This is a genomic window from Chryseobacterium binzhouense, assembly GCF_007474545.1.
Taxonomy (GTDB): Bacteria; Bacteroidota; Bacteroidia; order Flavobacteriales; family Weeksellaceae; genus Chryseobacterium; species Chryseobacterium binzhouense.
In genome coordinates, this window is the sequence record NZ_VKOG01000002.1 from 537,824 (window position 1) to 555,118 (window position 17,295).

The following is a 17,295-nucleotide window of genomic DNA, read 5'->3' on the forward strand; positions in this document are numbered from 1 at the left end:
AAAAGATCATAATTCTCTCCGCTTTTCAATGCTCTTCTGCGCTACCCTTAACTCTCGTCTTAAGTCCGGCAAAAATACCAACTATTTCCTTTAAATTCCAAAATTATTTAACATAAAATTCATATTTAATCCATATTCACCCCTAACTAACTGGTTATTCGAAAGAAAAATTTTACAAAAGGGGAATGGTGAATGGTGAATGGTGAATGGTGAATGGTGGAGGATGGTGAAGAAAGAGGGAGGCTACAGACAGGAAGTGAGGGGCAGTCCGTAGGACTGCTATATTGAAAATGTCAATTTGATTTACTTTACACTTAAGGCACCTAATGATTACTTATCCAAACAAGCTCAGTTATTGAAATTCTTTCCTCTTACCTTCTTATTTATAACTCTAACTAACTCCTAATTCCTAACCCCTAACTCCTGACATCTCCCCCAAATAGACCCAAGTGAAACAGCTTCCTTTTTCTGAAACACCACCAAAAAACGCCGCTCAAAAAGATACAGCCTAAAACGGAAGAGAGATAAGGATAAAAGTTGAAACTTAAAATTTCAGGCAAATTTCTCAGAATTGTTTTTTTTATATATCTTTGCACACTTAAATATTTAACCGGGACGAGTTCCCATAACAATCAAACATTATGTCAGTAAAAATCAGATTACAAAGACACGGTAAAAAAGGTAAGCCTTTCTTTCACATCGTGGTTGCAGATTCCAGAGCAAGAAGAGATGGTAGATTCATCGAAAAAATAGGAACTTACAACCCAGTTACTAACCCTGCTACTATTGACTTGAACGTTGATGCTGCTGTAAAGTGGTTAAACAACGGAGCTCAGCCAACTGATACGGCAAGAGCTATTCTTTCTTACAAAGGTGCTCTTTACAAAAAACACTTACAAGGTGGTGTTGCTAAAGGTGCTTTTGATGAAGCTGAAGCAGAGAAAAGATTCAATGCTTGGCTTGATGCGAAAGATGCAAAAGTACAAGGTAAAGTTGATGGTTTGGCAACTGCTAAAGCTGATGCGAAAAAATCGGCTTTAGAAGCTGAGCAAAAAGTAAATGAAGCTAGAATTGCTGCTGCTGCACAGGCAGAAGCAGATGCAAAAGCTGCTGAAGAAGCTGCTAATGCTCCAGCTGAAGAGACTGCTGAAGGTGAAGCTCCGGCTGCTGAAGCAGAAGGAACTGAAGAAACTCAGGCTTAATCTTTTTAAGAAATACAAAAAAGGCACGAAATAATCGTGCCTTTTTTATTTTAAACTTTCAGATTCACAAAAAATTTGATCGTTTCTCTTATATTTGCAATATGAAAAAAGAAGACTGCTATTTACTAGGAAAAATAACCAGAAGACATGGTCTTGCCGGAAATGTAATCCTAAAACTTGATACAGATCAACCAGAAATTTATAATAAACTTGATTCTATTTTTATAGAAATCAATGGGTTGCTGGTTCCTTTTTTTATTGCTAAATCTTCCTGGAGCAAAAATGATGCGTTGAATATTGCTTTTAAAAACTCCACTGAAGCATTGGTAGACCAGTCTTTAGGAAAAAATGTCTACCTACCCTTATCTACCCTTCCAAAACTTACCGGAAAGCAATTTTATTATCATGAAATTATTGGCTTTGAAATTTTGGATGATGCCGGAAACAATTGTGGCGTGATAAGATCTGTAAACGATCAGACTGCTCAAAACTATTTTGTAACTAATCTGGATGGAAAGGAAGTGGTAATCCCGATCATTAAGGACTGGATTCTTGAAGTGAACAGAGAAGAAAGATTCATCAAAATGCAGCTTCCGGAAGGTCTTATTGATGTTTTTTTGGCTCCTTCTAAAAAGGACGAATAATTCAGTAATCTAAAACCACATTCCAGTTAATAATTTTTGTTCTAAAGCCTCAATCTGACGATACATTTTATTAAAGAATATTTTACGGTCGCGGTTGCCGGAGGTATTCAGCGATTTTGAATTTTTGATCTGGTGTTCAAAATAATTATGAGTTTCCTTACAGGTTTTCTCGTTATTAATTAAGAGATAACCAAACATATTTGTTGGAATTGCAAAAAGTGACCGTTGCGGATGATGAAAAAAAATGTCATTGGAAAGATGCATCAGCTCATTTTCGTACAACTGAAATTTTGGATTGTTTTCTATTTTGTCTTCGATATATCTTATAAGTTCTTTCAGCTCAAAAAGGATAACCTGTGCTTCGTTCGTTTTCAGGTGTCCCGTTTCCGCATAGAATATAATCTGTTGTAAAATACTGGACACCGTCATATCATTCCATAATTCAACAATATTCTGTTCTTCATATTTTTTCTTTAACTCCTGTGTGTCCAATTCAAAATCAGGTGGCGAAAATTCCAGAAAAGGAATAAACACCTGCTTCGCATTCAGCAGATTCATCCATACATAAATTTTAAAACGGGAAAGCATGGAATCTGAAAGTGTATAAAAAAAAGGAATGTCTTTAGCAGAATAATAAATCGTCATCTCTTCGGAAAGAGGAAGACTTTCAAAAACATTCAGATTATTCTGAAAAAAAGATTTTAGATCTTCTGTTCGTTTTACAGCTGTTGTTCTTTTAACCAAAATATGATGATCAGAATTTTGAAACTGATCCAGAGAAATCTGGAAATATCTTGCAAGTTCCAAAGCTTCTTCAAGACTGAACTTAGCCTTCAAAGATGTTCTTCTGTGTGCCGCATCATAACTGATATTAAGAATATTCGCAATCTCATCATTAAGAGATTTGTCGCCTATTTTTCTTCTAATTTCTTTAAGTAAAAGCTCCTGAAACACAATTTGCGATTTTCACAAATTTAGGCATTTATTTTAATTTTTTATCGCATTCATTTTTGTGCTTTCTGCCAATAATTTTGAATTATAAAATTTTAAAATTCTGAACTATGAAAAACTTTTTTTTAATTCTACTTCTTGCACTGTTTTTTAATTCCTGTGTTTCTTTTGATCGCAAATTGATTAAAGATGATATGACAACACTTAAAAAAGAAAATGTTTCATTGATTAATGGAGAGTTTGAGTTTAAAGGATATGAGCACATTAATGCAGGAAACCAGAAATCTGACAGACTGCGAACTGTTGCGGAAATGCTTAATATAAAAAATCCCAATATTTCAGAATCTGATAAAGTATCTGTAAAAGCTGTTTCAAATTTAAAGGATAAAAGCTATGAAGTACAATTCAGGATCTTAAAAAATGACTCACTCAAATATTCATTTAAATATGACGCAAAACTTAAGAAAGGAGTATTGGTATTAAAGAATCATACTGTAAAATGTCACGGAATTCCTTATTTGCTGGGCGGTTGTCTGGGATTTAAATCACAAATAGGACTTACCGGTAAGAACGGTTTATTTATACAGGATTATTATAATAACGACGGAGCCTTTCTCTTAATTATGGGATCGGGATATAGCATCAATTATGTAGAAAAATATAAAAGAATCCAATAATGTTATTTTTAAATAAAATATAAAACATGAAAAATATACCTTATATTCTCATTGCCATACGCTTCATTTTAGCCCCTGTCATACTCTTATTAGCCTATTTCCAGAGTGAAGATTCCCAATTTTTAATTTTAGCTTTAATGTATTTCGGTTTATTAACTGATATCTTTGATGGAATTATAGCCCGAAAAATTGGTGTTTCATCCGAAAAATTAAGAAGACTCGACAGTCAGGTAGATTTGTTTTTCTGGCTATCATTAGGTTTTGCAGCCTATTTCCTTAATCCGGAAATAATAAAAAACGAATGGAAAGGAATTGCTTTAATTTTCTTTATGGAAGCACTTTGTTATATCATAAGCTGGATAAAATTCGGAAAGGAAACCTCCACTCATGCATGGCTTTCAAAGTTATGGGGATTGAGTTTACTTTTAGCATTAACATATTTAATAGGGTTGCAAAAAGCCGACTGGACTTTCATCTTAACAATAATTCTGGGATTTATCTCTCATCTTGATGTTATTCTGATTATTTTAATTCTTCCAAAATGGCAATATGATGTTCCCAGCTCTTATCATGCATGGAAAATCAGGAAAGGAAAAGAGAGAAAGAAGTCTATCTTCTTCAACTGATTCATATTGAGAGCATAGTTTTTTCATCAAATAATGGATAAATAAATTGAATTAAAACAGCCTAATCCTCAAATTGCGCTGTTTTTTTGTAACTTTGCGCACATTAATTTTTAGACAAAAAATTTTATTATCAACAAATGAAAAAGCAGACAATTAAGGAAATCCTACAGGATTACAAAAAAGTATTACATCATGACATTACGGTTTACGGCTGGGTAAGAGCTTTCCGTTCTAATCGCTTTATTGCGCTAAATGATGGTTCTACAATTAATAATTTGCAAATTGTTGTTGATTTTGAAAATTTCGATGAAGAAATAATTTCTAAAATCAGTACAGCAGCTTCTCTCAAAATTGTTGGTGAAGTTGTTGAGAGCCAGGGAGCGGGACAAACCGTAGAGATTCTGGCGAAAAAAATTACCATTTTAGGAGATAATTTTACCGAAGAAAGAGATAAAACAATTCTTCAGCCTAAAAAACACTCATTGGAAACTTTGAGAGAGCAGGCGCATTTAAGATTCAGAACCAATTTATTCGGAGCTGTTTTCAGAGTACGTCATGCGGTGAGTTTTGCCGTTCATTCTTTCTTCAACCAAAACCAGTTTTTCTACATCAACACACCAGTTATTACAGGAGCCGATGCGGAAGGAGCCGGAGAAATGTTTGGAGTGACCAACTTTGATCTAAATAATATTCCAAGAGATGAGCAGGGAGATATTGATTTTTCTCAGGACTTTTTCGGAAGAAAAACCAATTTGACGGTTTCCGGACAGCTTGAAGGAGAAACAGCAGCAATGGGATTGGGAAGAATTTATACTTTCGGACCGACATTCCGTGCAGAAAATTCAAACACAACACGTCACTTAGCAGAGTTCTGGATGATTGAGCCTGAAGTGGCTTTCAATAATCTGGAAGATAACATTGATCTTGCAGAAGATTTCTTAAAATATGTAATTCAATATGTTCTGGATCACTGCAAAGATGACCTGGATTTCCTAGACAAGCGTTTCGCAGAAGAACAAAAATCTAAACCTGAAAAAGAGAGAGCAAAAGAAGGTCTGATTGAAAAGCTTGAAAATGTAGTTTCTAAAAGATTCAAAAGAGTTTCTTACACAGAAGCTATTGAGATCTTAATGAACTCAAAGGAGAATAAAAAAGGAAAATTCCAATATCCGGTGGAGAATTGGGGAACCGATCTTCAGTCTGAGCATGAAAGATATCTGGTTGAGAAACATTTTGAAAGCCCGGTAGTATTATTTGATTATCCGAAAGAAATCAAAGCATTCTACATGAAACTGAACGACGACAATAAAACGGTTGCTGCAATGGATGTACTTTTCCCGGGAATTGGTGAAATAATCGGTGGTTCCGAAAGAGAAGCAAGATTAGATGTTCTAAAAACAAAAATGGCAGAAATGCACGTTGATGAGCACGAATTGTGGTGGTATTTAGATACCAGAAAATTCGGTTCTGTACCGCATGCCGGATTTGGATTAGGATTAGAAAGACTGGTTCTTTTCGTAACGGGAATGACGAACATCAGAGACGTAATTCCGTTCCCAAGAACACCGAAAAACGCTGAATTTTAATTTTTAAAACATACAATGTCTCTGAAATTTCCAGAGACATTTTTATTTGCTGATTATTGAAATTAAATTAATTTTACTTTTTATTGTTAAATAAATTCAAACTTTGCTGGATAATTATAATTAAATTTTTACCAAATATTTAATGATCGGATTATTCAGCACTTGACCTATCGAAAGAATGACCAAAAACGAAACCTTCAGAAACTGGATTGATCAGTATTCGGCTCCTTTACTGAAACGTGCCGTTTTTCTACTTTCAGACAAAACAGAGGCAGAAGACATTGTACAGGACGTTTTTGTTGCTGCCTTTCATTCTTATGAATCTTTTGAAGGCAAAAGCAAGCCTTTAACGTGGCTTATGGCAATTCTTCAAAGAAAAGTTTCTGATTTTTACCGAAAAAAATACAAATCTGAACCTCATATCAGTTTTGATCATTATTTTGATGAAACGGGCTCATGGAGAAATGATGATGTATTGGCAGAATGGAACATTTCAGATAAAGAAAACGAGCTGTTGAATGATTCTGATTTTAATCAAATATTTGATAGTTGTATAGAAAATTTACCGGAAAGATGGAAAATTCCCATAAAATTGTATTATCTTCAAGAAAAAAAAGGAGAAGAAGTCTGTCAGGAATTAAAACTTTCTGCGACTAATCTTTGGAAGATTCTACAAAGAAGCAGGCTACAGCTAAGAGAGTGTTTGGAACTCAATTGGTTTTTGTCCACATAAATGAACTGAAAATGCTAAAAAAACTAATTCATAAACTCTTTCTACCATGCAGCACCGCTACCCTGCTCATGGAAAAAAGTATTGCAAAAACGATCTCTTCCAAAGAACAAAAACAGCTCAATATTCATCTGAAAATATGCAGATGGTGCAGATCTTATCAGGAAAAATTGAAAATTTTGGATGATATTTTAAAAAGAAAAATTCAGTCCGAAAGATCAACTGATTCAGTTGATATTCAGAATTTTAAAGAAAAAACGATGAAAAATCTGAAAATATAGAAAAAAGCTGTCAGGATTTTATTCTTGTTCCGACTATACTTTTGAAAATAAAAGTATTCATTTAAAAACTAAAAAAAATGAGCGGAACAACATCAGTTAAAAACAAAACGTACCAAACAGGCTACACTATTTCCTTATTAGGAGCTTCTTTAATCTTGCTGTGGATAGGGCTTTTTAAATTCACTCCTACAGAAGCCAACGCAATAAAACCCTTATTGGAAAACCATTTCCTTACTTTTTTCGTTTATGATTATATAAATGTTCAATCGGTATCAAATGCTATCGGAACGATAGAAATTATCATTGCAATTGTATTATTGTTTAGTGCGAAATTTGCAATGCTGAAAAGGTTTGCAGGAATCGGAATGATTGCAGTGTTCACCGTAACACTAAGCTATCTCTTCACAACTCCCGGAATATGGAAAGTTGTTGACGGATTTCCTGTTACAGATTTTTTCATTCTGAAAGATTTGATGCTCTTGGGATTTGGATTAATGATTTTAAATGATAAATAATGAATTTAAATAATAAGAGAAAAATGAAAAGTATATTAATGTTATTCGGATTAAGCTTCGGAATAGCTGTGTTTGCAGGAAGTTGTGGAGATGCAAAACCAAAATCCACAGAAAATAAAAAAGAAAATAACACCATTATGAACAGTAAAAACTTAAAAGAAATCTATTTTGCAGGAGGATGTTTTTGGGGAACCGAGCATTTTTTTCAACAAGTTCGAGGAGTGGTAAAAACTGAAGTAGGATATGCCAACGGAAATACTAAAAATCCTACTTATGAAGAAGTCGTAAGCCACACTACGGGTTTTGCCGAAACGGTAAAGGTACTTTATGATCCTGAGCAGGTAGATCTTAAACTTTTAATTCATCTGTATTTTAAAACTATTGATCCTACAAGTATAGACAAACAGGGAAATGACAGAGGAAACCAGTACCGGACAGGAATTTACTCAACAGACAAAGAGACTGAAGCGATTGTGAAAGCTGAAGTGGAAAAACTAGCCAAAAACTACAGCAAACCGGTAGTGGTAGAAACTATTCCTTTGAAAAATTTCTATAAAGCAGAAGATTATCATCAGGACTATCTGGACAAAAATCCGGGAGGATACTGCCATATTGAGCCGGGTCTTTTTGAAATGGCAAGAAATGCAAACCCACTGCCTAAAAAAGAGGTAAAATACCAAAAGCAGGATAAGAAAGTTTTGAAAGAAAAACTTACTGCCGAACAATATAATGTAACGCAGGAAAACGGAACTGAAAGACCATTTCAAAATGAGTATTGGGACGAAACAAGAGAAGGAATTTATGTAGATATTACCACCGGAGAGCCTTTGTTTATCTCAACCGATAAATTTGAATCAGGCTGTGGATGGCCAAGTTTTTCTAAGCCGATTACCAAAAAGCTGATTGATGAAAAATTAGACCGTTCTCACGGAATGACCAGAGTTGAAGTAAGAAGCAAAACAGGAGATGCACATTTGGGACATGTATTTAACGATGGTCCGGCAGATAAAGGCGGACTTCGCTACTGCATCAATTCAGCCTCGCTGAAATTTATTCCGAAAGCAGAAATGGAACAGAAAGGATACGGAGAGTATATTTCGCTTTTAGACAAAAAATAATAGATCTAAGATATTTAAAAAATTCGGCGCGCCTCGCAGAGGTGCGCCGAATTTTATTTTGTTCGAGGAAAAAATTATTTCTCTTTTGATCTGTGTAAAACCTCATCTACCATTCCAAATTCTTTTGCTTCAGAAGAAGTCATCCAATAATCTCTGTCAGACGCTTTCTCTACCCATTCGTACGTCTGTCCGGAATGTTCAGAAATAATATCGTACAATTCTTTTTTCAGCTTAAGCATTTCTCTCAGATTAATTTCCATATCCGAAGCTACACCTTGTGCACCGCCGCTTGGCTGATGAATCATCACTCTGGAATGCTTCAAAGCAGAACGTTTTCCTTTCTCACCGGCAACCAAAAGAACCGCTCCCATAGAAGCTGCCATTCCGGTACAGATAGTTGCAACATCAGGCTTAATGATCTGCATGGTATCATAAATTCCCAAACCTGCGTAAACACTTCCCCCCGGAGAATTGATGTAAATCTGAATATCTTTATTAGGATCAGAACTTTCCAGGAATAATAACTGTGCTGTTACAATATTCGCAACCTGATCATCTATTCCTGTTCCAAGGAAAATAATTCTGTCCATCATCAATCTGGAAAAAACATCCATTTGCGCTACGTTCATTCTTCTTTCCTCCATAATGTAAGGTGTAAGATTGGTAGGATTGAATGCTCCCATATATTGATCGGTTACCAAACCGCTGTTTCCCAAATGTTTTACTGAGAAATCTCTGAATTCTTTTTTAATGTCCATATCTATTGGTATAATTTCTTAAAATTTACTGATACCTAAATTACAATTTTTATTCCTAAAATTTTATAGGACTTTTTGTCACAGGCGACCATCCTAACTTATCAATAATATGTTTAGAAAATTCTGTAAGCATCATGATCTTTTTAATGTTCTCAAAATATTTCTGCTGATCTGTATCACGGTACAGCTCCAATTCCTGTGTCATTTTTTTAATTATAAAATGAATATAGTAATATTTGTGAATCAGAATATCAGCTTCTACTTCAGTAGAAACAAAATCACCGATATTTGGCGGAAAAATATTCCGGGTTGTCCAGTCACTCAGCTCATTTGGAATCATAAGAGCATCTGCAACCTTATGAGTAATATTTTCATCCATCATTTTAAGGAAAAAATTACCTGAACGCAGTTCTTCATTTTCAATTCCTTCTTTGATGGACTCAATAATTTTTTGGTTGATTTCTATTTGAAATTCATAGTTTTCCTCTTCAAAATGATGGAGAATTTCTTCAATCACCGTAATCTCATACTTTTGTTTCTCTTCATTGGTGCGTTGCAGGACAACATCCCCAAACATCATCATCAGATTAATAAGTTTATTTTCCTGATGAAAAATATTAAACTGAACAGAATCAACCTCCAGCTCAGGTTTAGGAACAATTTCAAGCTTGGCAGGTTTTTGCTCTTTCTGCTGAACTCTTTGGTTTTGATTCTCGGTAATTTGCCGCTGCACATCCAGCTCGTTGAATAGACTCTGCTCAGACAGACCGAACTTGCCGGAAACTTCTTTTAAATAAATTTCTTTCTTTAAAGCATTCTGTACAAAAGAAACAGATTTTACGATATTTCTTATTGCTTCTGCTTTTTTGATAGGATCATTTCCAGCATCTTTCAGAAGAATTTCAGCTTTAAAATCTATAAAATCTGTAGCTTCGTTTTCGATAAATTTTTCCACATAATCCTGCGGATGTTTTCGGGCAAAAGAATCCGGATCATCACCTTCAGGAAAAAGCAAAACACGAATATTCATCCCTTCTGCCAAAAGCATATCAATACTTCTGAAACTCGCTTTAATTCCTGCATTGTCCCCATCAAAAAGGATGGTGACATTTTCTGTCAGTCTTTTGATCAGCTTAATCTGTTCCGTTGTGAGAGAAGTTCCTGAACTCGCCACTACATTCTCAATTCCTGAAAGATGCAGAGAAATCACATCCATATATCCTTCCACCAAAAGGCAGACATTTTTTCTGGAAATCGCCTGTTTACTTTGGTTTAAACCATACAGAACATTAGATTTGTGATAAATTTCTGTTTCAGGCGAGTTGAGATATTTGGCAGTTTTTACATTGCTTTTTAAAATTCTGGCTCCAAAGCCTAAAACTCTCCCCGAAAAACTATGAATCGGAAAAATCACTCTTTCCCTAAAACGGTCGATACCGCCGGGAGAATTTTCAGGAAAAATAGAAAGTCCTGATTTCTCCAGAACCTCCTTGGTGTATCCTTTTTCGAGTGCAAATTCGGTAAAAGCATTCTTTTTTTCGGGAGAATATCCGAGCTGAAATTTTTTGATAATATCGTCTTTCAGTTCCCGTTCTCTGAAATAAGACAGACCAATTGATCTTCCTTCTTCATTTTCCCAAAGAACATTCTGGAAAAACTCATTGGCAACTTCATGAATTTTGTAGAGTAAATCTCTTTCTGACTGCGCAATTTTGGCTTCTTCAGAAAATTCCCGTTTGTCTTCTTCAATTTCAATTCCGTATTTTTTAGCTGCATGGCGAAGCGCTTCCGGATAAGTGAAATTTTCGATTTCCATTAGAAATGAAATCGCCGTTCCACCTTTTCCTGTTGAGAAATCTTTCCAGATCTGTTTGCTGGGAGAAACGATAAAGCTGGGCGATTTTTCTTCATGAAACGGACTCAGCCCTTTAAAGTTGGATCCTGCTCTTTTCAGCTGCACATATTCACCAACAATCTCTTCTACCCTGATTGTGGAAAATATTTTATCTATCGTCTGCTTGGAGATCATAACCGCAAAAGTAGTGAAAATAGGAATTAAAGTAACAAATATGACAGTTTTGTTATAATTTTGCAACAAATAAAATCAATGAATTTCAGCATAAAAAACATCAACGACTGGCAAAAGGTCACAGATGCAATTTTACCTGAGCTACAGCATAATATTCTTTTGTTAAAGGGGAATTTAGGAGCCGGAAAAACAACTTTTACCCAGTTTTTACTTAAAAATCTGGGGAGTACAGATGAAGTAAGCTCACCTACCTACTCTATCGTCAATGAATACAGTTCTCCGAAAGGAAAGATTTTTCATTTTGATTTATACCGTCTCAAAAATATTGATGAAGTTTACGACATTGGAATTGAAGAATATCTGGATAATTCTTTTTTGTGCATCATAGAATGGCCCGAAGTATACGAGGATGAACTTTACGGTCTGAAGTTTCACTCAATGAGCATACAGAATACCGGCGAAAGCAGAGAAATCACATTCGATTAAAAATTATATCTTTGCTGAACAAAATGGTAAGTCATAATTGAATAAAAATGAGTACTACAAATATTTTTACGCCTTTTTCAGAAGAAGAACTGATGCCGAAAGAGGAAAAGCTGGAAGTAATCAAAAAGGGCAAACAATTCAGTATCGGAATTCCAAAAGAAACGTGTCTCAACGAAAGGAGAACATGTATAACTCCCGATGCAGTGCAGGTTCTTATAGAACATGGCCACGAAATCATTGTAGAATCAGGCGCAGGACAAGGCTCATTTTTTACAGATTTACAATACTCAGAGTCAGGTGCCAAAATTACTCAGGATCCCAAAGAAGCATTTGCACAGGATCTTGTTCTTAAAGTAAATCCTCCTACTGAAGAGGAAATAGAATATCTGAAACCCAGTTCGTATCTTGTTTCTGCACTTCAGATCAATCTCCGTGACAAAGATTATTTCATGAAGCTTGCCGAGAAAAAAATCAATGCTATTGCTTTTGAATTTATTGCGGATGAATACAAACAGCTTGCACTGGTAAGATTAATCGGAGAAATTGCAGGAAGCGTTTCTATTCTTTATGCATCAGAACTATTAGCTTTATCCAACGGATTGATGCTTGGCGGAATCACCGGTGTAAGACCAACCGAAGTTGTGATTCTGGGAGCCGGTATTGTCGGCGAATTTGCAACCAAAGCAGCCATCGGATTGGGAGCCAGCGTAAAAGTTTTTGATAATTCACTTTCCAAACTCAGAAGATTACATACTTTGGTAGACAGCCGAGTTCCGACTTCTATTATTGACCCTAAAGAACTCAGCAAAAGCATCCGAAGAGCTGATGTAGTAATCGGCGCTTTACCAAGACTCAACATGCAGCCTATCGTCACAGAAGAAATGGTGATGAAGATGAAAAAAGGAAGCGTAATTATTGATATTGTTATTGACAACGGTAAAGCCATAGAAACTTCCGAACTTACTACGATGGAAGATCCTTACATCATCAAGCATGGTGTTATCCACTGCGGACTTCCGAATCTAACTTCTAAAATGCCAAGAACTACAACCAAAGCGATTTCAAATTTCTTTTTATCATATATCCTGAATTATGACGAAGAAGGAGGTTTTGAAAATATGCTTTTACGAAAAAATGAAATGAAGCAAAGTCTTTATATGTACAAAGGCAGACATACTAAAAAAGTAATCTGCGACCGCTTTGGACTTACTTATCATGACATCAATCTTTTAATTTTCTAATGAAAAAGCTAAAATTCTTTATGATTGGTCTTGTTCCGGGGCTGATTATTGTTTTTTTCGTACTTAATAAAAAAGGCGTAAGCTGCAGCGGATATCTTCCTAACAGCCGTGTTATCGCCGAAACACTTTCTAAAGACTTTGAATATTCTGATCAGTTTAAATCTGAAATGAATGCTTTGAAAATAGATGAAAAGTTTCTGAAAGACAGTATCATCACCAACGGAAAAATTGATTTTGACCGCAGTAATGCACAAAAGAAGCCATGTCCGGATTATCTTCTGTCTTATCCTGAAAAAAAACCTTCTTTCGAAATCACTTTTGAAAAGTGTGAAGAAAAGGCGGTTTTGCTTTCCCTGAAAAAACTGAAATAACTTGAATTAAATCATTAACATGGTTAATCTCTGTCCTAAATATTGGGAATTAAGTGTGGTTTTAAAATGACAAACAGTAAGTTTAAATTTCTTTTACAGGATTGAAGGTATACAACCCTGTTCTGATCAGTTTAAAATAAAAATTATTCCGAGATCTTAATTCGGTAAATATCTGATGTATTTCTTTTAATCGACTTAACAAAAAAGCCACCTTCTTCGGGAATAACTTCTTTAAAATCAAAGCTTTTACAATCCTTAGGTAAGCCTGAAAAAACCAATGTAAACCAGAAGTCTCTCATAAAAGGAACGGGAGTCCAGTTAGGATAAATGCTGATATTTTCTGCATGAATAAGTTTGCTTCTGTGTCCGGAAGTCTCATCAATAAGATATGTGGTATTCCAAATTCTGATAAGATTTCCCCAAAAGGGAGATGCGGGAAAGCAACAGTGTACAATGACCTGTTTCTCCTCCTCTATTTTTGTCTGGAGAGATTCCAGCAGTTCTTTCGCAATAATTGGTTTTGTGATAACTTCTTCCATAGCAATGGGCAGTGAGTAATAATGTAGTATTACAAAATTACTCATTTTTTAAAACTACATCTTTACTCATCTTAGTATTTTAGTTCTAATTTTTCCTTACTGTAGCTATCATTTGATTTGTCAACTCACCATTCTCGGAGAATTTTGTCCATAAAAAAATCATTTCAAATGCCAATATATATCAAATTTATATTTGTTTAACTTAACCGAAAATTGATAGTTAGGACTTCAAAGCATTTTTCTAAACAGAATCGAAACAAAATTTTGCTGAATTCAAAAAGATGATGACAAAATATGCGACCAACTTAAAGAGTAGAAATTTAGTACACTATTCCTTTTGCTTTTTCATTCTATATTCATAGCCCCAATCAGCCATTGATTGCATGATAGGTGATAAGGTAAGCCCAAATTCAGTCAAAGTGTATTCTACTCTTGGAGGAATTTCTGCATAGATTTTTCGGTTAATAATTCCATCATCTTCTAACTCTCTCAATTGAGAAGTGAGCATTGATTGGGTTATTCCTTTTACACTTCGCCTCAATTCTCCAAATCTTGCAGGAGAGGTATGATAGATAGCATTAATTAATATTGCTTTCCATTTTCCGCCCAAAACTTTCATTGTTGCTGTTACGGGACAAGACTTTTCATCAAAAATGATTTTTTTTTCTGACTTATCTTCCTTATTTTCAGTAATAGTACTATTTTCCATACTTACACGTTTTAAATGTCCTACTTTTTTTATTTAACTTAACTCTGCATATTTGCAATACAAAAATAAATAAAACTAAACAAAAAATAGAAAATCAATTACTTCATTTCAATTCTTTTTATCATGACTAACAACTCTTTCATCCGCCCTCTTGAAATTCTGCGCTTAGACAGCAGCTCGCGTTATGCCGATTCAGTGTCCCGACATCTGACCGACCACTTAGTCACTCGCTTGTTGCGGGAATATCCTGAGGCTAACGTTACGACCCGAGATTTAGCGACAGGCTTACCACTCCCAAATGAGGCTTTTGTTGATGGAAGTCTGTATTCCATGCAAAACCCAACTTCAGTCATGCAGGAGGCTATGCAGCTTTCTAACGAGATGGTTGCCGAACTTATTACCGCAGACGTGGTGGTGCTTGGCATGCCACTTTACAACTGGACTGTTCCTTCTACTTTTAAATCATACGTCGACCATGTCAGCCGTCTCAATACGACCTTTGAATACGTAGACGGTGTTTCGCAAGGTCTACTCCGAGCCCGCAGCGTTTACATCCTGTTTACCAGCGGCGGTACTGGCATAGGCAGCGAGAAGGATTTCGCAACTCCGTATGCAAAGTATTTATGGCAGACATTGGGTATTCAACACGTCCAAATTATTGATGCTTCCGGACTTTTGTTTAATCCTGAGGAGAAAATACGCAATGCCAAGACACAGATTGATCAGTTGGTGTTACCTGTATTTGGGTGATTTGTTAGCGAGTTAAATACTAAAAGGCATTTTTTTCCTAAAAATCCCATCATTTTCGTGCAAACTTTTAAAAGACTCCGCCGAAACACATAGACAATGCAGAACAGTTAAACTATAAGTAAACTTTGCTAATTCTTAACAAACTAAAAAAAATAAAAACAAATAAAAATTTATAAAAATGGTCAATACTCTAAATTGGTTTGAAATCCCTGCAATAGATTTCGCTAGAGCAAAAACATTTTATGCTACAGTGTTAGATGCTCAAATTCATGAAGACCCTAATATGCAATATGCATATTTACCGTCTGATCCACAAAAAGGCGGATTTGGCGGAGCAATTGCTATCGGTGAGAAATTCGTTCCTTCAATGACTGGCACAACCGTATACTTAGATGGAGGAAAAGACCTTTCGATTCCGTTAAGCAGAGTAGAAAGTGCTGGTGGCACAATTATTCTTCCGAAAACTAATATTGGTGAAAACAGAGGCTTTATTGCGCTTTTTATCGATACAGAAGGAAACAAAGTTGGATTCCATTCAATAGGATAAAACAGAATTCTCACTCACCTTAATATAGCTGATAAAAGTGTTGTTCATTGATACTTTTATCAGCTTTGTGCTATATCCATAAAGACATTACTAAACATCAATAACAGTATCGACAGACAAAACAATTGCACCAAAGATTTTGTGGCAGTTAAAATACATTTATAGCACGAAGTTTAGCCCCAATAAAAAACATCAGCAATAATTTACTGATGTTTTTTATTAAATTAAAATAAAAGCTACTCTTGCAAACGATCTTTTAAACTGTGGTCTTCGCTTTCCAGCCAAGAGGTCTTATAAGATGGATCTTCAACTTTCAATGCTTCCTCAGTAATTTTTAATGGTTTAAAAGGATCTACCATTAAGGCATATTCTTCGGTAAATTTCTTTCCGATACTTCTTTCCATTGCTCCCGGATGCGGTCCGTGAACAATTCCTCCAGGATGAAGCGTAAAATCCATCAGATCAATATGATTCCGGCTCATAAAATCACCCTCGGTATAAAACAAAACCTCATCAGAATCAATATTTGAGTGATTATAAGGCGCAGGAATTGCCTGCGGATGATAATCGTACATTCTTGCACAGAACGAACAAACTACATAATTGTGTCCTTCAAAATTCTGATGAACCGGAGGCGGCTGATGAATTCTTCCTGTTATCGGTTCAAAATTTTTAATATTGAATTTATACGGATAAAAGTATCCATCCCAGCCTACGACATCAAACGGATGTGTTGCATAGATGAAATCTGTAATCTGATTTTCTTTTTTAACCTTAATCAAAAATTCACCCTTTTCATCTTTTGGTTCAACAAATGTGGGTGCAATAATGTCTCTTTCGCAAAAAGGCGAATGTTCCAGCAGCTGACCAAACTCGTTTCTGTACCTTTTTGGAGTATAAATCGGAGAATGACTTTCCAGAACAAACAATACTGTATCATCAGAATTCAGCTCAACCTGATAAATCGTTCCTCTCGGGATAATCAGGTAATCACCTACAGAAAATTCCAGATTTCCGACAAAAGTTTTCAGAATTCCTGCTCCTTGATGTACAAACAAAAGCTCATCGCATTCTGCGTTTTTATAGAAATAATTCATTGACTTTCTCGGTTTTGACAGTCCCATTTTCAGGTCGTTGTTGACCATCAGAAATTTACGGCTGTCCAAAAAGTCGTCTTCAGGAGTTACATTCATTCCCTTAAACATCCTTGGAGTTACATTCTTCTCAATTGCAATTTTCGGAGCAACATCTTTTGCTTCCCCGATTGATTTGATCTGGGTGGGACGGTGAATATGGTATAAAAGGGAAGAAATTCCGTGAAAACCTTCCGTTCCGAAAAGCTGTTCGTAATAGAATTTGTCTTCCGGTGATTTGAAAATGGTATGTCTTTTTTGAGGGATATTTCCCGACTGATGGTATCTCATTTTACTTGGTATATGTGATTCTCAAATTTAACATTTTTAAATGAAATGAATGAAAACAATTTAAATCACATTTTTTAAGCATCAATTTCTATAAATTAATTTTGACAATAT

20 protein-coding genes are annotated in these 17,295 nt (G+C 35.3%); 14 read left to right on the forward strand and 6 right to left on the reverse strand.

The window, feature by feature from the left end:
• Positions 1-641 precede the first annotated feature (641 nt).
• Both FNE73_RS08290 and rimM read left to right on the forward strand, forming a co-directional pair.
• A complete protein-coding gene (locus FNE73_RS08290; RefSeq protein ID WP_143884161.1) occupies positions 642-1,202 on the forward strand; it encodes a 30S ribosomal protein S16 in 561 nt (186 codons plus the stop codon).
• Between the two features lie 101 nt (positions 1,203-1,303).
• Positions 1,304-1,846 carry a ribosome maturation factor RimM gene (gene rimM, locus FNE73_RS08295; protein ID WP_143884162.1) on the forward strand — a complete coding sequence of 181 codons (543 nt, stop codon included), beginning with the start codon at positions 1,304-1,306 and terminating at the stop codon, positions 1,844-1,846.
• A 9-nt stretch (positions 1,847-1,855) separates the two neighbouring features.
• On the opposite strand, the gene FNE73_RS08300 is transcribed toward rimM, so the two are convergent.
• On the reverse strand, positions 1,856-2,800 hold the full coding sequence (locus FNE73_RS08300) for a helix-turn-helix domain-containing protein (RefSeq protein WP_143884163.1): 945 nt from the start codon (positions 2,798-2,800) through the stop codon (positions 1,856-1,858).
• 107 nt (positions 2,801-2,907) lie between these two features.
• On the opposite strand from FNE73_RS08300, the gene FNE73_RS08305 reads away from it, so the two are divergent.
• The 7 genes from FNE73_RS08305 to msrB all read left to right on the forward strand — a co-directional run bounded on the left by FNE73_RS08305 (position 2,908) and on the right by msrB (position 8,330).
• Complete coding sequence (locus FNE73_RS08305; protein WP_143884164.1) at positions 2,908-3,474, forward strand: hypothetical protein; 567 nt, start codon at positions 2,908-2,910, stop codon at positions 3,472-3,474.
• A 26-nt stretch (positions 3,475-3,500) separates the two neighbouring features.
• Positions 3,501-4,100 carry a CDP-alcohol phosphatidyltransferase family protein gene (locus FNE73_RS08310; protein WP_143884165.1) on the forward strand — a complete coding sequence of 200 codons (600 nt, stop codon included), beginning with the start codon at positions 3,501-3,503 and terminating at the stop codon, positions 4,098-4,100.
• A gap of 137 nt (positions 4,101-4,237) precedes the next feature.
• Positions 4,238-5,686, forward strand: a complete 1,449-nt coding sequence (asnS, locus tag FNE73_RS08315; protein WP_143884166.1) for an asparagine--tRNA ligase — start codon at positions 4,238-4,240, stop codon at positions 5,684-5,686.
• A 178-nt stretch (positions 5,687-5,864) separates the two neighbouring features.
• Positions 5,865-6,419: a sigma-70 family RNA polymerase sigma factor gene (locus FNE73_RS08320; protein ID WP_143884167.1), complete on the forward strand. Its 555-nt coding sequence runs from the start codon at positions 5,865-5,867 to the stop codon at positions 6,417-6,419.
• 11 nt (positions 6,420-6,430) lie between these two features.
• On the forward strand, positions 6,431-6,697 hold the full coding sequence (locus FNE73_RS08325) for a hypothetical protein (RefSeq protein WP_143884168.1): 267 nt from the start codon (positions 6,431-6,433) through the stop codon (positions 6,695-6,697).
• A gap of 77 nt (positions 6,698-6,774) precedes the next feature.
• On the forward strand, positions 6,775-7,212 hold the full coding sequence (locus FNE73_RS08330) for a DUF417 family protein (RefSeq protein WP_143884169.1): 438 nt from the start codon (positions 6,775-6,777) through the stop codon (positions 7,210-7,212).
• Between the two features lie 23 nt (positions 7,213-7,235).
• Entirely contained in the window at positions 7,236-8,330 is a 1,095-nt protein-coding gene (gene msrB, locus FNE73_RS08335) for a peptide-methionine (R)-S-oxide reductase MsrB (protein WP_143884170.1), read from the forward strand.
• A gap of 74 nt (positions 8,331-8,404) precedes the next feature.
• Here the strand turns inward: msrB and clpP are convergent, their stop codons facing one another.
• Together clpP and dnaG are read right to left on the reverse strand one after the other, a co-directional pair.
• Entirely contained in the window at positions 8,405-9,088 is a 684-nt protein-coding gene (clpP, locus tag FNE73_RS08340) for an ATP-dependent Clp endopeptidase proteolytic subunit ClpP (RefSeq protein ID WP_143884171.1), read from the reverse strand.
• A gap of 55 nt (positions 9,089-9,143) precedes the next feature.
• The gene (gene dnaG, locus FNE73_RS08345) at positions 9,144-11,117 is read right to left on the reverse strand and encodes a DNA primase (RefSeq protein ID WP_143884172.1); all 1,974 of its coding nucleotides are present in this window, start codon (positions 11,115-11,117) and stop codon (positions 9,144-9,146) included.
• 78 nt (positions 11,118-11,195) lie between these two features.
• Here dnaG and tsaE point away from each other — a divergent pair, with 78 nt between their 5' ends.
• The 3 genes from tsaE to FNE73_RS08360 are packed head-to-tail and all read left to right on the forward strand — an operon-like array spanning position 11,196 to position 13,215.
• Complete coding sequence (gene tsaE, locus FNE73_RS08350; protein ID WP_143884173.1) at positions 11,196-11,603, forward strand: tRNA (adenosine(37)-N6)-threonylcarbamoyltransferase complex ATPase subunit type 1 TsaE; 408 nt, start codon at positions 11,196-11,198, stop codon at positions 11,601-11,603.
• Between the two features lie 47 nt (positions 11,604-11,650).
• Positions 11,651-12,844, forward strand: coding sequence for an alanine dehydrogenase (locus FNE73_RS08355; RefSeq protein ID WP_143884174.1), 1,194 nt, complete (start codon positions 11,651-11,653; stop codon positions 12,842-12,844).
• Positions 12,844-13,215 (forward strand): hypothetical protein, encoded by a 372-nt coding sequence (locus tag FNE73_RS08360; RefSeq protein ID WP_143884175.1) that lies wholly within the window; start codon positions 12,844-12,846, stop codon positions 13,213-13,215. The genes FNE73_RS08355 and FNE73_RS08360 overlap by 1 nt, the downstream gene beginning before the upstream one ends.
• Before the next feature lie 143 nt (positions 13,216-13,358).
• Here FNE73_RS08360 and FNE73_RS08365 read toward each other — a convergent pair whose 3' ends face one another.
• Both FNE73_RS08365 and FNE73_RS08370 read right to left on the reverse strand, forming a co-directional pair.
• Positions 13,359-13,799 (reverse strand): hypothetical protein, encoded by a 441-nt coding sequence (locus FNE73_RS08365; protein ID WP_228429958.1) that lies wholly within the window; start codon positions 13,797-13,799, stop codon positions 13,359-13,361.
• Positions 13,800-14,082: 283 nt separating this feature from the next.
• The gene (locus FNE73_RS08370; RefSeq protein WP_143884176.1) at positions 14,083-14,463 is read right to left on the reverse strand and encodes a winged helix-turn-helix transcriptional regulator; all 381 of its coding nucleotides are present in this window, start codon (positions 14,461-14,463) and stop codon (positions 14,083-14,085) included.
• A gap of 123 nt (positions 14,464-14,586) precedes the next feature.
• On the opposite strand from FNE73_RS08370, the gene FNE73_RS08375 reads away from it, so the two are divergent.
• Both FNE73_RS08375 and FNE73_RS08380 read left to right on the forward strand, forming a co-directional pair.
• The gene (locus FNE73_RS08375) at positions 14,587-15,213 is read left to right on the forward strand and encodes an FMN-dependent NADH-azoreductase (protein WP_143884177.1); all 627 of its coding nucleotides are present in this window, start codon (positions 14,587-14,589) and stop codon (positions 15,211-15,213) included.
• Positions 15,214-15,391: 178 nt separating this feature from the next.
• Positions 15,392-15,760, forward strand: a complete 369-nt coding sequence (locus FNE73_RS08380; protein ID WP_143884178.1) for a VOC family protein — start codon at positions 15,392-15,394, stop codon at positions 15,758-15,760.
• Between the two features lie 236 nt (positions 15,761-15,996).
• Here FNE73_RS08380 and FNE73_RS08385 read toward each other — a convergent pair whose 3' ends face one another.
• Entirely contained in the window at positions 15,997-17,184 is a 1,188-nt protein-coding gene (locus tag FNE73_RS08385) for a homogentisate 1,2-dioxygenase (protein ID WP_143884179.1), read from the reverse strand.
• Between the last annotated feature and the right edge of the window lie 111 nt (positions 17,185-17,295).